Source organism: Streptomyces sp. NPDC002386 (assembly GCF_053593175.1).
The window spans coordinates 9,661-22,709 of sequence record NZ_JBSFBX010000005.1 but is presented as its reverse complement, the minus strand read 5'-3'; the positions used below and the strand labels follow the sequence as shown (position 1 = coordinate 22,709).

Below are 13,049 nucleotides of genomic sequence, written 5' to 3'. Positions count from 1 at the left end.
AAACACCATGGTGTCAGCCATGCCCTGCCGTACGTCGCGGCAACATTAGGGGGTACCCGTACATGTCGAAGTGCGAAAAGCGTCACATTGACGCTTGCGGACCTCCGGCCCGGGTCCCTCGGGGCCGGGTTGACTTCGAGCGCGCTCCAGCTCGTAGCGTCACCGGCGTCTCGTGACACCGGGCCCGCGCCGCCGGGTCCGCCGCACGGGATGCCGGGCGGCCGGATCCGTCTTTGGATGGACGAGGGCCCCCGGGCGTACGGAGACGCATCACGATCGAGTGGGCACGGAAAGGCTGGGACAGCACATGCGACAGCGCAGTCTGCGGGATCTCCAGGTATCGGCCATCGGCCTCGGCTGCATGGGAATGTCCGCCTTCTACGGCACCGCCGACCAGGACGAGGGCATCGCGACCATCCGCCGCGCCCTCGAACTGGGCATCGACTTCCTCGACACCGCACAGATGTACGGGCCGCTGACCAACGAGTCACTGGTCGGCGAGGCGATCAGGGGGCACCGGGACGAGTACGTGATCGCCACGAAGTTCAACTACCGGATGGACGACGCGGTGCCGGGCGACATCAGCACGGTGGGCCGGCAGGACGGCTCCGCCGAGCATGTGCGCAGCTCGGTGCACGGCTCGCTGGAGCGCCTCGGCACGGACCACATCGACCTGTACTACCAGCACCGGGTCGATCCCCAGGTGCCGATCGAGGAGACGGTGGGTGCCCTCGGAGAACTGGTCGCCGAGGGCAAGGTCCGGTACATCGGGCTGAGCGAGGCGAGCGCGGAGACCATCCGGCGGGCGAACGCCGTGCACCCCGTCACCGCCGTGCAGAGCGAGTACTCGCTGTGGAGCAGGGACGTGGAGGCCGAGGTGCTGCCGGCCTGCCGGGAGCTCGGCATCGGCTTCGTGCCGTACTCGCCGCTCGGCCGCGGTTTCCTCGCCGGCCGCTTCTCCTCCCCGGACGAGCTGGACGAGAACGACTGGCGCCGCAGCAGCCCCCGTTTCACCGACGCCCACATCGAGGCGAACCAGCGGCTGGCGGCGAAGGTCAAGGAGATCGCCGCGGAGAAGGACGTGACCCCGGCCCAGCTCGCGATCGCCTGGGTACTGGCGCAGGGCGAGGACCTGGTCCCGATCCCGGGCACCAAGCGCCGTACCTATCTGGAGCAGAACGCGGCCGCGGCGGACATCGAGCTGACCAAGGAGGACCTCGCCCGCATCGACGCCGAGCTGCCGCAGGCGTCGGGCGAGCGCTACGACGAGGCCGGGATGCGGTCGGTCAACCGCTAGGGCGGTCCCGTCGGCCGCTGGTACGCCGCGCGGGGCACCCGGGCCGATACGGCTCGGCCCCGGGCCGGCGCCGACGACCGCGCGGCCCCGCCCCGGGTGGGGCGGGGCGGGACCGCGGGCCCGCTCACGGGGTCAGTCCGCCGGCTTCAGACCGGTGATCTTCAGGGTCTTCAGGTCGGACTGGACGTCGATCCTGGTGACCTGGGCGTTGCCGCCGTCGCTCCAGGTCAGCGTGACCCTGCTGGTGGAGTGGCCCATGCCGGAGCCGGTGTAGGCGACCTTCCACCTCACCGGCACGTTCTGCGCGAAGAGGATGCCGTCGGCGTGGTTCTTCTTCTCGTAGGCGCCGGCCTTCTTCTGGGCGGCGGCGGACAGGTAGAAGGCGCGCAGCGCCTTGGCGTTGGCGGCGGCCGCCGGGTCGTCGGCGGCCCAGACGGAGTCGATGTACGCGCCGTAGAAGTCGGCCACGCGCTGGGTGGCGTCGCGCGGGTCGCCGTGGGCCGAGGTCACGGCGCCGGGGCGGGCGTGGTCCGCGCCGGTACCGGCGAGGGCGGGCGTGACGGCGGCCAGGGTGAGGCCGGCCGTGACGGTGACGGCGGTCAGAAGAGTCCTGCGACTGCGGACGGGCATCTTTCTCATTCCCCCGTTTTATTCGCGACCGGGCCGATCCCGGACGCCGACGGACCGTAAGACCCCGATTACCTTCCGCCGGTTCCCTCTCCCCCGCCTCTCTTTTCCGTCTCTTTCCCCTTCTTTCCCGCCGGCCCGCCCTTCAGTCGGACCGGTCGCCGGGCGCGGCGTCGGGCAGTACGCGGAAGCCGGACAGTCCTTCGGGGTCCTCGGCGGCGCCCGTGCAGCGCGTCACGGTGGCCGCCGGCGGGCCCTGCGCCGCCCAGCGCGCGAGGTGGGCGACGTCGTCCGGCGGCCCCTCGAACACGGCCTCCACGTCTCCGTCGTGCAGGTTGCGCACCCACCCAGCCACGCCCCGCTCCTGCGCGAGCCGGCGGCAGGTGTCCCGGTAGAAGACCCCCTGGACGCGGCCGCTGACGCGCACGTGCTGCCGGACCGTCATCCCCGGGCGCCCCCGTCCTCGCCCGGCCCCGTCCAGGTCACGTCCCGGCCGGTGCGGGCCGGTGCTCCGTCCCGAACGGTCCCGCTGGGGCGCCGGTGGGCGAGCAGCGCCCCGGCGGCGGTGCGCAGCCGCCGGGCCGACGCGCGGCACGCGGCCGCCTGGCGTTCGAGGGCGTCGCGGCTCCCCTCCGGTGCCGCGGTACCGGTCAGTGCCGCGGCGGTGGCGAGCAGTCGCCGGGCGTACCCGTCCAGCAGGTCGGCGTCGGTGCGCAGGGCGATCGCCCGGTCGAGGAGGCCGGCGGGCGACGGCACGGTGCGGGACAGCAGCTCGGTCACGAAAGCTCCCAACTCGTCGATCGGTGCGTTCGGTTCAGCGCGGAAGGACGGCGCCGGCGCTGCGGTGTGCCGTGAACCGCGGGTTGTGCAGCACGAAGAGGGGCCGGGCCGCGTCGATGCCGAGCCGGCGCAGCTGTCCGGCCATGGGTTCGGCCGCCGCGGTGTCCAGACGCAGCCGCACCCGGGCGCCGGAGTGCAGCCGTGGCGCACCGTGCGCGCGGACCAGGGTGCGGACCGTACTCTCGTCGCGCCGGCCGTACAGCACCCAGTCCGCCTCCGGGCAGCGGACGCCGGGACCGAGGCGGCCCGCCACGACGAGGCCGGTCTCCATGGTGGCGAACCGTAAATGGCGGCCCATCAGGTCGGCCACGGCCGAGCCGAGGGTGGCGGGCTGGCCCCAGATCTCCCGGGCGACGGACCGCGCCTCCTCGCTGCTGACGGCGAGCGAGAGGACGTGCCGGCCGGTACGGCGCAGGTCGGCGCGGCGCAGCAGATCGGCGGCGACGTCGTAGGGGCGCGGCCGCCACAGGTCGGCCACCGGCACCGACAGGGCGACCTCCGTGTAGGGGCCGATGGTGGAGCAGCGGTGCTCGTACAGCGACAGCACCGCCAGCGCCCGGCCGCCCGGCCTGCCCGGCACCGTCCGGGTCCCGGCGGGCAGCAGCGCGTGCGCCGCGCCGGCGTCGACGAGGTAGCACAGGTGGACGGCGGAGGAGTCGTAGTAGCGCACCGGCACGTCCACCGCGCCGGTCGCGGTGGGGACGGACGCGGTCGGCAGGGTGAGGAAGGGGTGCCCCTCGGGCGGGTGGGCACGGTCGCGGATCCGGTAGGCCCGGGTGCGCACGACCGGACCCCGGTAGGGCGTGAGCGCGTCGTCGACGATCTCGCGGGCCTGCGGGACGACGGACCGAAGATGCTCGATGTAGTCGCGCACCGTGCGGCGCACCGCGTCCGGGCCGGCGGGGCCGGGGTAGTGCAGCACGTACCGGTTGGGGTGCGGGTCCGGGTCGGGGCCGGCGTCCGGGCCGCCGGGGTCGGGCACCATGTCGTGCTGGTCGGTGATGGCGGCGACCCAGGTGCGCGGGTCGGCGGTCCGGCGGCCGGCCGCCGGGGAGCCGACGGTTATGACGTGGGTGACCCGGTAGGTCCGGCAGAATTCCGGGTCCCGGGCGAGGTTCAGCAGCGCGGTGCCGCCCTCGCCGTGCCCGATCAGGGCGAGGTCGGCGCCGCGCGGCATGCCGTACTCCGCGAGAGCGAGCCGGATCGAGCGGGTGGAGGGGGAGTCGGTCGCGAAGAGGTCGTGCCAGGCGTCGGCGAAGTCACGGGGGCCGTCGTCGCGGGGCCGGCCGGGTGAGGTGCCGGGGACCTGGACCACGTAGCGGCCGACGCCGTCGGGCCCGCGCACGTTCTGCACCAGGATCCGCCCGTCGGTGGACAGTGCCCTGATGTTGCGCAGGAAGCCGAGGAAGGACCCCTCGGTGGCGATGGCCTGTCGCTCCTGGTCGGTGAGGCCGACGGCGTCGGCGGCGGCCTCACCCCCGTCCCGGGCCCCGGGCGGGGGGACGTGACGGGCGGACGGCTGCCCGTCCGGCGGTCCGGGTACGAGCGCCCAGCCGGGCCTGTCACCCTGTGCTCTCCCCTCCAGGAGCTCGCGTACGGCGCTGAGTTCGGCCATCAGGGGGGTGAGGCCGGACAGGGCGCGCTGCGCTCCCGGGTCCTGGAAGAGGGCGCGCAGGGCGCGTACGGCGGCGGGGTCGCGGCCGGGCGCGAGGGCGTCCGTCAGCCGTCGCATGCCTGGGTCCCGGGCGAACCCGGGGTGACCGGCCAGCACGGCGGCGGCCCTCAGCCGCAGCGCGGTGACCGCCACCCACGCGGGCAGGCCCGCACGGCCGGGCAGCCGGGCCGGACCCCTGGGGGGCGTGACCGCCGGGCTGCCGAGGCCCTGCCCGCCGGTCAGGGCGCGCAGCAGCGCCCAGCGGGCGGCGAGGGCGGTGCGGGGCCGGCGGGGTGCGGAGCCGGTGAGCCCCGGGTCGAGCAGCGCGGCGCCGGTCCGCGCGGAGACCGCGCGGATGCCCTCGGCGACGTCCAGGACGTCCTGTGCGCACCGGCGGAGGAGTTCCCCGGCGTCCTGCCCGTCCGGCTGTCCGGGAGCGTGGCCGTCCGCTCGCATCCGACGCTCCCTCGGCTCGATGACGTGCGTGCGCGACCGGATCCGCGAAGGCCGGCCGCGGTCCCATCGTGGGCGAGGGACATCGCGCCCGCACCTCCACCTGCCGGGCGGCCCCGTCCTGACCAGGCGGAACGGAATTCGGCCCGGTCGGTCGGGCACCCGAACGGCCCATCGGCGGGCGGGGCGGCCACGCCGGTGCGGCGGCGTCGTTCAGGCGTCGTCCATGAGCCCGGCGGCGAGCGTGGCACCCAGTTCCCAGCAGGCCTCGACGTCGGCCTTGCCGGGTGCGCCGGTGACGGTCACCGCGTCGGCCGTACGGCGCCAGCCGAGGCCGGTGGTGACGGACTCGACGGCGCGGACGGCGCCCGTGACGTCGTTGCCGCCGTGCACGTAGTAGCCGAAGGGCCGGCCCCGGGTCTCGTCCAGGCACGGGTAGTAGATCTGGTCGAAGAAATGCTTCAGGGCGCCCGACATGTAGCCGAGGTTGGCCGGGGTGCCGAGGAGGTAGCCGTCGGCCTGGAGGACGTCGGTGGCGGTCGCGGACAGCGCGGCCCGGCGCACGACGCGCACGCCCTCGATCTCCGGTGTGGTCGCGCCGGAGACGACGGCCTCGAACAGCGCCTGGCAGTGGGGTGAGGGGGTGTGATGCACGATCAGCAGGGTGGGCACGTCCCGAACCCTGCCCTGTGGGTGCCGTGCCCCGCAAACCGCGCCCGGCGCGCGGCGTTGTGGGGCACACGCCGGGAGTGCGACGATGCCGGGCACCCGCAGGGGACGACGGAAGGGGCCGTCTTGGCCGAGGACGATCACCGGGCGCCGGCAGCGGTCCTGTTCGACGCGCTGGGTCTCGACTACGAGAAGGCGTTCGCCGCCTCCGAGGCGCACCGCGACTCCCTGCGGTGGCTGCTGGAACGGCTGGAGCCGGGCAGCAGGGTGCTGGACGTGGGCAGCGGTACGGGGCGGCCGACCGCGGGGACGCTCAGCGACGCGGGGCACGAGGTGCTCGGCGTCGATGTCTCCCCCGTCATGGTCGACGTCGCCTCCCGGCAGGTCCCCGGCGCCGTCTTCCGCCTCGGCGACATCCGCGAACTGCCCCTCGAAGAGGCCTCGTTCGACGCGGTGTGCGTGTACTTCTCACTGCTGCAGATGTCCCGCGCCGAGCAGTCGGCCGTGGTGGCCCGGCTGGCGCGGGCACTGCGGCCGGGCGGGTACGCCGTGCTGGCCACCGTGCCCCTCGACCTGGAGGCCGTCGAGGGGCAGTTCATGGGGCAGCCGGTACGGGTGACCAGCTTCGCGGCCGGTGACTTCACGGCGCTGGTGACCGGGGCGGGTCTGACGGTCCTGGCGGAGGAGCACGCCGTGTTCGCCCCGGCCCATCCCGGCGCCGTCCCCGAGCCGCACCTGTTCCTGCACTGCCGGCACGCCTCCGGCTGAGGGCGCCGGCCGCGGTCAGGGCTGGACGGGCAACGCCCGGCAGGCGGAGCCGGCGGGCTTGCCGGCGAGGCGGTCGGCCAGCCAGTCGATGGCGTCGCCCTGGTCGGCGATCAGCGGGGTGAAGTGGTTGATCAGGGAGCGGCCCAACGGCGGCACCATGACCGGCACATAGGTGACGTCGGCGCCCTCGCGGCACCAGTCGGCGGCGAGCGCGCGGGCCTGCGCGTGCGGGACGAGGTCGTCGTTGACGCCGGTCGCCACCCTGACCGGGCCCGTCGGCTTCGTCCGGCCAATGCGCTGCCGGTCGAGGAAGTCCCGCAGGGCCGGCTCCGCCCCGATGACGTCGCTGATGGAGGAGCCGTCCGCCGTCCAGGCGGTGCTGTGGGCGGAGTTGTAGGAGAGGAGCGCGTCCCCGACGCACATCGTCGACAGGTCGGCCAGTGCGGCCTTGCCCGCCGCGTTGAGACGCTTGTCGGCGATCGGCCGCAGGGCCGGGTCGGCCTGCAGGAAGCCGTTGACCGCCCAGCCGAGGGCACCGGCCAGGTCGCTGCCGTCGATGGCCCTGGTGACGGCGGTCAGATCGGCGGGCGGCGCGCCCGAGTAGGTGCCGGCGAGGGTGATGTCGGGGGCGTAGGCGGGCTGGAGTTCGGCGGCGGCGGCCGTGGCGCCGCCGCCCTGGCTGTAGCCGTACAGCCCGACGGGCGAGGCGGCCGTCACGGACGTACCCGCCAGGTTCCGGGCGGCGCGTACGGCGTCCAGCACGGCGTGCCCGCCGTCGAGGCGGTTGACGTAGGTGTGCAGCCGGTCGATGGTGCCCAGACCCGCGTAGTCGGTGACGACGACGGCGACGCCCCTGGCGAGCATCCGGTAGATCGCCAGGTCCTCGTAACCGACCGACACGGTCCGGCCGTTGAGGCTGAGCGGGTGTTCCAGGCCGAGTGATGCGGCGCACTGGTCACCCTGCCCCATGGTGCCGGGCGCGACGGCGACGAGAGGGCGCGGCCCGCCGTGTCTCCAGGCGGCGGCCGGCTCGATGTAGGCGCCGGTCACGGCGACCGGACTCCCGGTCGAGTCGGTCGACTTGTACATCAGGCGGGTGGCCCGGCCCGGCAGGGGGCTGTCGAGGCCGGGCAGACTCAGGGCGAGCGGGAGGTGCTCGCTGCGGACCAGGGAGCCGTCGGCGGCGGGCAGGGTGGCGGGCGGATCGTAGAAGGCGGGGATGGTGACGCCCCGGGACACGACGGTCTCCGAGGCCGTGGCGGGGAGTGCGGCGGCGGTCTGTGCGCCCAGGCAGGCGGCGACGGCGACGGCGAGCACCGGGAGTACGGGTGTGTGCGGGCATGGCGGACCTCCCGAGTGGTGGGGCAGGGGGTACCGAAGTGGGTGGCACGGACCTTACTTTTGAGTAAGTTACTCGCGGTAGCCCGCGGTAGGTCACGGTTGGGCAATGAGACGCACCGTCAGCAAGCGTCCCGCGCGGATATGCCCCGCGGTGCCGCCGACCTCTCGGATACAGTGTCCGGCCGGACCATTGGGGAGAAGACGGTGCAGGTCAAGGTGGGGATTGTGCGCGGCGGAGCAGTGGGCCTGGCGGCCGGGACGGCTCTTCTCGCGGCGGTGTCGAGCGGGTGCGCCGGGTCGTCCGGCACGGGCGGCGAGGGCCGGCCGGCTTCGACGGCGACGGCGGCGGCGGCGGCCCGAACGGCGGCGAGCGGAGGGACGATCGGCGCCGCCGGTTCGGCCTGCGAACTTCCCGTCAGCTTCGACATGGCCAAGCACTGGAAGGCGAAGGGTATCGACGCCGAGGCGGAGCTGTCGAAGACGTCGAAGGACTCGGGCGGCGGCCTGTCGGGCGACCTCGCCGACGCCTTCCTGCGCCAGGGACCGGTCACCACCGCCTGCGAGATCGACGCCAAGCCCGCGGGCAACATCGGCTTCCTGCGCGTGTGGACCGGCAGGCCCGGCGGCCCCGGCGCGCGCGGCGCGCTGCGGGAGTTCGTGGCGGCCGAGGACGGCGTCAGCGAGGAGAAGTACCACTCCTTCAGGACGTCCGGCGGGGTGGCCGGCGTGGAGGTCGAGTACCTCTACACGAGCAAGCTCCTCGACGAGACCAAGAAGGAGACCGCGCTCGCGGTCGGCACGCCCGACGGACCGGTCGTGCTGCACCTCGGCGGCATGGACACCGAGGAGCACGAGGAGATGCGGCCCGCCTACGAACTCGCCAAGCGGACCCTGCGCGTCCACTGACGGCCGGGTTCGGCCGGCGGCCCGGTTCAGCCGTTCGCCGTGACCCGGCCCAGATAGGTGAGCGGGCCCGGGTCGCGAACCGGGATCTCGTGGAAGCCGAGACGGTCGTAGAAGGCGCGGGCGGCCGTGTTGGCGGTGACCATGCCGAGGTGGACGGCCGGAACACCCTTCTGGTGGAGGGCGTCGAGCAGCGCGCCCATCAACTGACGGCCGTGTCCGCGGCGCTGCCGCGCGGGCAGCAGGTCGATGTGCAGGTGGGCCGGATAGGCGGCGAGTTCGGGGACCAGCATGCGCTCGGGACGGTGCAGGAGACCGATCATCTCCTCACCCGGCGTACACGGAGGTGCCGCCGGGGCCGGGTAGCGGTCGATCAGACGGGGGATCCAGGTCCGCCGGAAGTCCTCGACGAAACGCTCGGTGTCCGCCGTGCCGATCACATAGCCCTCGGCCCGGCCCTTGCCGTCGTCCAGGACGAAGGCGAGGTCCGGGTCGAAGTGGCAGTAGGGCTCGGCGAAGATCGCCGGCATGAGGCGAAGGTCGGGATACAGCTCCCGGGAATCGCCGCCGTTGTGGGCGGTGCGGACGCAGACGTCGCCGACCGCGTCACGGTCGGCGGGGCGATAGGGACGGACGAAGGGGCTGGGGGCATCGGTCGGCATGGGGACATCCTCACGCCCATGGGAGCGCTCCCACAGGATGTGCGCCCGGTCCGGACGGCGCAACGGCGGCCGCACCCGCAGGGGGTGGGCCGCCGTTCGTGGACCGGGCCCGGGCCGGGGACCGGGCGGGATGGTCAGTGGGTCATGCGCTTGCCCTTGATCAGCATGAACAGGCCCGCCAGCGCCAGCAGGATCCCGATGCCCGCGGGCCACAGGTCGGCCCCGGTCTCGGCGAGTCCGCCCTGTCCGGCGGCCTGCGGTTCCGTCTGGGCGACCGGTGCCTGGGACTGCGCGTCCGCGGCCTGGGCGGCCGGGGTCTGGGTGCCGCTGCCGCCGTCGGCCGCCGGCGCGGGCGCCGTCCGGGTGGCCCGGCCGACCTCTCCCTTGCCGTCCGAACCGTCCGACGTCACCGTGTCGCCCTCGGTCTTCCCGCCGTCCTCGGCCGCCTCGGTGCGGTTGCCGTCAGCGGCGGGCTCGGTCCGCTTGCCGTCCTTGGCCGGCTTGCCGTGCTTGGTGGTGTTCGCCGGTTCGGTCGTCGCGTCGGTCCTGGGCTCCTCGGCCGGGGCGGAGGAACTCGGTTCGGCCGTGGCCGTGGCACCCGTGCCGGGATCGCCCGAGGCCCCGCCGCCGGGGGCGTCCGTCGCACCGTCGCCGGGGGCGTCCGACGCGCCGTCGCCGGGGCTCCCGCTCGGGGCCGCGGTGGCACCGGAGTCGTCGCCGCCCGCACCGCAGGTGCGGCCGGAGTTGATGCAGTCGACCATCTCGCGCATCAGGCCCTCGTCGAAGACGTTGATGAAGTCGCCGTGGTCGGTGACCGGCTTGTGCAGCTGCTCCGGGAAGGAGTCCACCGCGAACAGCGGTACCGTGCGCCCGCCGTCGTTCAGGCTCGGCGCCTTGACGTCGTAGACGATGCGCTGCACCAGTTGCGGGATCGCCTGGAAGCCCGCGGGGCACGCGCCGTCGGGCGCCGCGAACGCCACGTGCGTACGGTGGTTGGCGCTGTCGATGTTGCGGCCGTCCCAGCAGCTCTGGAAGCGGAAGGTACGCACCACGTCACTGCCGGACGGACACAGCGGGTACTTGTCCTTGAGCTGCCGGTCCTCGAATCCGGTGCAGCTCCAGGAGGCGTTGGCGTTCGTGGGGCCGTTGACGAAGGCCTTGGCGTCACCGGTGATGATGCGCAGCAGGCGCGGCATGGCGGTCACCTTGCCCTGGGGGCTGCCGACGAAGGTCAGCGTGACGTCCTTCGGCGTGACGATCTGACCCGCGTTGCCTTCGGTGCCGCCGCCGGGCGCACCGGCGTCCCGCTCCTGCTTGCCGTTCTGCAGGCGCACCACCGGCCAGTAGTACGTCGACCTGTCACCCTTGTCCACGCAGCTCGTGTCGGCCTTGGCCAGGTCGTCGTCGCTGGCGAACGCGGTGTTGGACTGGTTGCCGACGTAGTCGTGGAAGTGGTGGGCGCCGTTGGAGACGCCGGGGGCCACGATGACGTTGTCGGAGTTGAACAGGCCGTTCGCGTTGACGCCGCACTCGGTGGTGAAGGTGCCGCGCGAGGCGCCGTCCCCCTGGGGCGGCTTCGGCGCGTTGGGCTGCACTGCGGTGATGTCCGTGTAGTCCGAGGCGACGGGCCCGTTGCCGCCCTGGCCGGTGCCCGCCTGTCCGGCCCCGTTCTGCCCCTGGCCGCCGCCCTGCTGTCCGGCGCCGCTCGGCGAGGCGGTGGCCTGGCCGGTGCCGTCCGCGCCGCCGTCCGCGCCGTCCTGGCCGGGGCGCAGAGTGCAGGCCGCCAGGGACTCCAGCCCCTCCGGCCGGTCCCCGACCCGGTCGATGGCGACCGCGATGCGCTCGATCGTCGCCGTCCGCTTCTCCTTCAGCGGGTCCATGATGGCGCCGTCGGCGGCGTTCGGGTCCTGGCGGATCTCCTGGGCGGACGCCTGGAGTTGCCGGTAGGCGGCAGCCGTCTGCTGGTCCAGGTCGGCGAGTTCACGGTCGACGTCGGCGCGGGCGTCGTCCGGGACCGAGGTCAGACGGCTCCCCACGTCCGGGCAGTCGATCGTGGCCATACCGGCGGACCTGACCTGTCCGGTGGCGTCCTGGCCGGAGCCGCCGCCCCAACCGCCCTCCGTGGCCGAGGCGTAGACGTTCGCGGCGACGAGGCCACCTCCGCCCAGCATCAGGGCGACTGCTGCGAAGGTCGCGCGTCGTGCGCCGGTCGGGCGTCTGCGCCTGTTGCTTACCACGGTGGTCCCCTTGTGTGGAGCGGTCGGTCGGGCATGGAGTTCCCGCGTCCCATACGCAGGGCGGGCCCGCGGCGTTCAGCCGAATCGGTGATTCACCGGGATCTCACAGGAAACCGTGGTCACACCGGCGGCGGCAGCGTACGGCAACGCGAGGCGGGTGGCAGGGCCATGAAAAGACCGAAGAGCTTTCCCACTCGGACAGCACCGCGAACATCACAAATACGTATCGGACATTCCGCCCTGCAACCTTCACACCGAGCACACAAGTTGGCTAGGTTGACCGCCAGGCCGCCGGACCGCGCCGACGAACTCGCCGTGGCGTCCGGGGCCGGGGCTCGACCGACCCCGGGATCGGCCCAACTGCCCCGCGGGGCAAGGAAGGAGCACGTCTTCCATGGTGCCGGAGGGCCGCGACGAGGTTCGGCAGCGGATCGACTTCCTCTACGAACAGGCCGAGAACGCGACGGGGAACTACAACGCCACCCGGGCCATGTCGGCGGCCGGGAGGAACCGCGGGGTCGCGCTGTCCAAGAGGTCCGGGCCGCGTGCGGACGCGGACCTCGACGCGGTGGCCCGGCAGTGGTTCGACGGGGCGCGCGCCATGCGTGGCCCGACGGTTGCGGCCGTGCTGCCGGCCGACCGCCTGCCCGAAACCCCGGTCGGCCCGGCGCGGTCGTGGAACCGCGCGAACGGCGGGGACCGGGACGCGTTCAGCGTCGCGCTGCCCGAACTCGCTCCCGGCTCCGCCGGCCGGGCCTCCGATCGCGCGGTGGCCGAGCTGACGGGCGGGCCCTCGGCGGCACCGGACGGCCGTCCCCGGGCCGCTCTGGAGGCCGCCCCGTCCGGCGCGCCGGGGGGCCGTCCGGAACTCCCGGCCGCTCGTCCCGCGGAACTCGCGGTCGCGGGTCCGGCCGGGCTCGCGGTCGCCCGCCCCGCCGAACTTACGCCGAAGCAGGACGAGTTGTCCGCTCCGATACCCATCGAGGCGAGCGGCTGGGGCACGGCGGAACCGGCTCGCCCCGGCGCCTCGGAGACGAGTCTCCCAGGCCCGGCGGGGACGGCCGTGCTGCCCGTCGGCACCCTTCCCGTGCCGCGGACCGCCCCGGCGCCGATACCGAGGGACCCATCCGCCCCCGGCCCCGCCTCCCGGCGCCCCTCCCCCGCCGAGTCCAAGGCGGGCCACCGCCGCAGACTGACCGCGGCCCGCGACCTGCTGGCCCGGCATGCCGCCCGGCTCACGGCCCCCGCGACGACGTCGCAGCCCCTCACCGCCGAGTGGGAGCAGCCCGCGTGGACGGCACCCGGTACGACGGCCACGGCAGGCGCGCCCGCCCCGGCAGCGACCCATGACCTCGCCGACCCCCTCGGCGGCACGGGCTCCTTCATGCGGCCTCTCGGCGACGCCGGCACGGACACGGGCGCTTTCCCGGGGTTCGCCGTCACCGACACCGTCGGCACCGGCTCCTTCACGCACCCCCTGGGCGACGCCGGCACGGACACCGGCGCTTTCCCGGGGTTCGCCGTCACCGACACCGTCGGCACCGGCTCCTTCACGCACCCCCTGGGCGACGCCGGCACGGACACCGGCGCTTTCCCGG

11 protein-coding genes and 1 pseudogene are annotated in these 13,049 nt (G+C 74.2%); 4 read left to right on the top strand and 8 right to left on the bottom strand.

Translation table 11 applies throughout. The annotated features are described in order from the left end of the window. Positions 1–307 precede the first annotated feature (307 nt). The gene (locus tag ACWCPN_RS12065) at positions 308–1,297 is read left to right on the top strand and encodes an aldo/keto reductase (RefSeq protein WP_451204574.1); all 990 of its coding nucleotides are present in this window, start codon (positions 308–310) and stop codon (positions 1,295–1,297) included. 132 nt (positions 1,298–1,429) lie between these two features. Here the strand turns inward: ACWCPN_RS12065 and ACWCPN_RS12060 are convergent, their stop codons facing one another. The 5 genes from ACWCPN_RS12060 to ACWCPN_RS12040 all read right to left on the bottom strand — a co-directional run bounded on the left by ACWCPN_RS12060 (position 1,430) and on the right by ACWCPN_RS12040 (position 5,543). Continuing rightward, positions 1,430–1,927, bottom strand: coding sequence for a hypothetical protein (locus tag ACWCPN_RS12060; protein ID WP_365129328.1), 498 nt, complete (start codon positions 1,925–1,927; stop codon positions 1,430–1,432). Positions 1,928–2,069: 142 nt separating this feature from the next. Continuing rightward, positions 2,070–2,369 (bottom strand): acylphosphatase, encoded by a 300-nt coding sequence (locus ACWCPN_RS12055; RefSeq protein WP_365129330.1) that lies wholly within the window; start codon positions 2,367–2,369, stop codon positions 2,070–2,072. Beyond that, positions 2,366–2,704: a hypothetical protein gene (locus ACWCPN_RS12050; RefSeq protein WP_451204572.1), complete on the bottom strand. Its 339-nt coding sequence runs from the start codon at positions 2,702–2,704 to the stop codon at positions 2,366–2,368. The genes ACWCPN_RS12055 and ACWCPN_RS12050 overlap by 4 nt, the downstream gene beginning before the upstream one ends. Positions 2,705–2,738: 34 nt before the next feature. Next, positions 2,739–4,874, bottom strand: a complete 2,136-nt coding sequence (locus ACWCPN_RS12045; protein WP_451204570.1) for an acetoacetate decarboxylase family protein — start codon at positions 4,872–4,874, stop codon at positions 2,739–2,741. A 210-nt stretch (positions 4,875–5,084) separates the two neighbouring features. Next, positions 5,085–5,543, bottom strand: a complete 459-nt coding sequence (locus ACWCPN_RS12040; RefSeq protein ID WP_451204568.1) for a flavodoxin family protein — start codon at positions 5,541–5,543, stop codon at positions 5,085–5,087. A 123-nt stretch (positions 5,544–5,666) separates the two neighbouring features. Between ACWCPN_RS12040 and ACWCPN_RS12035 the strand changes: the two genes are divergently transcribed. Further along, positions 5,667–6,308, top strand: a complete 642-nt coding sequence (locus ACWCPN_RS12035; RefSeq protein ID WP_451204566.1) for a class I SAM-dependent methyltransferase — start codon at positions 5,667–5,669, stop codon at positions 6,306–6,308. Positions 6,309–6,323: 15 nt separating this feature from the next. Here the strand turns inward: ACWCPN_RS12035 and ACWCPN_RS12030 are convergent, their stop codons facing one another. Further along, the gene (locus ACWCPN_RS12030) at positions 6,324–7,625 is read right to left on the bottom strand and encodes a lipase family protein (RefSeq protein WP_451204564.1); all 1,302 of its coding nucleotides are present in this window, start codon (positions 7,623–7,625) and stop codon (positions 6,324–6,326) included. Positions 7,626–7,853: 228 nt separating this feature from the next. Here ACWCPN_RS12030 and ACWCPN_RS12025 point away from each other — a divergent pair, with 228 nt between their 5' ends. Then, positions 7,854–8,555: a lipoprotein gene (locus tag ACWCPN_RS12025; protein WP_451204562.1), complete on the top strand. Its 702-nt coding sequence runs from the start codon at positions 7,854–7,856 to the stop codon at positions 8,553–8,555. 26 nt (positions 8,556–8,581) lie between these two features. On the opposite strand, the gene ACWCPN_RS12020 is transcribed toward ACWCPN_RS12025, so the two are convergent. Beyond that, complete coding sequence (locus ACWCPN_RS12020; RefSeq protein WP_451204560.1) at positions 8,582–9,214, bottom strand: GNAT family N-acetyltransferase; 633 nt, start codon at positions 9,212–9,214, stop codon at positions 8,582–8,584. A gap of 134 nt (positions 9,215–9,348) precedes the next feature. Continuing rightward, the gene (locus tag ACWCPN_RS12015; protein ID WP_451204558.1) at positions 9,349–11,385 is read right to left on the bottom strand and encodes a DUF1996 domain-containing protein; all 2,037 of its coding nucleotides are present in this window, start codon (positions 11,383–11,385) and stop codon (positions 9,349–9,351) included. Between the two features lie 460 nt (positions 11,386–11,845). On the opposite strand from ACWCPN_RS12015, the pseudogene ACWCPN_RS12010 reads away from it, so the two are divergent. Continuing rightward, positions 11,846–13,049, top strand: a pseudogene (locus ACWCPN_RS12010) (hypothetical protein); the annotation flags it as partial.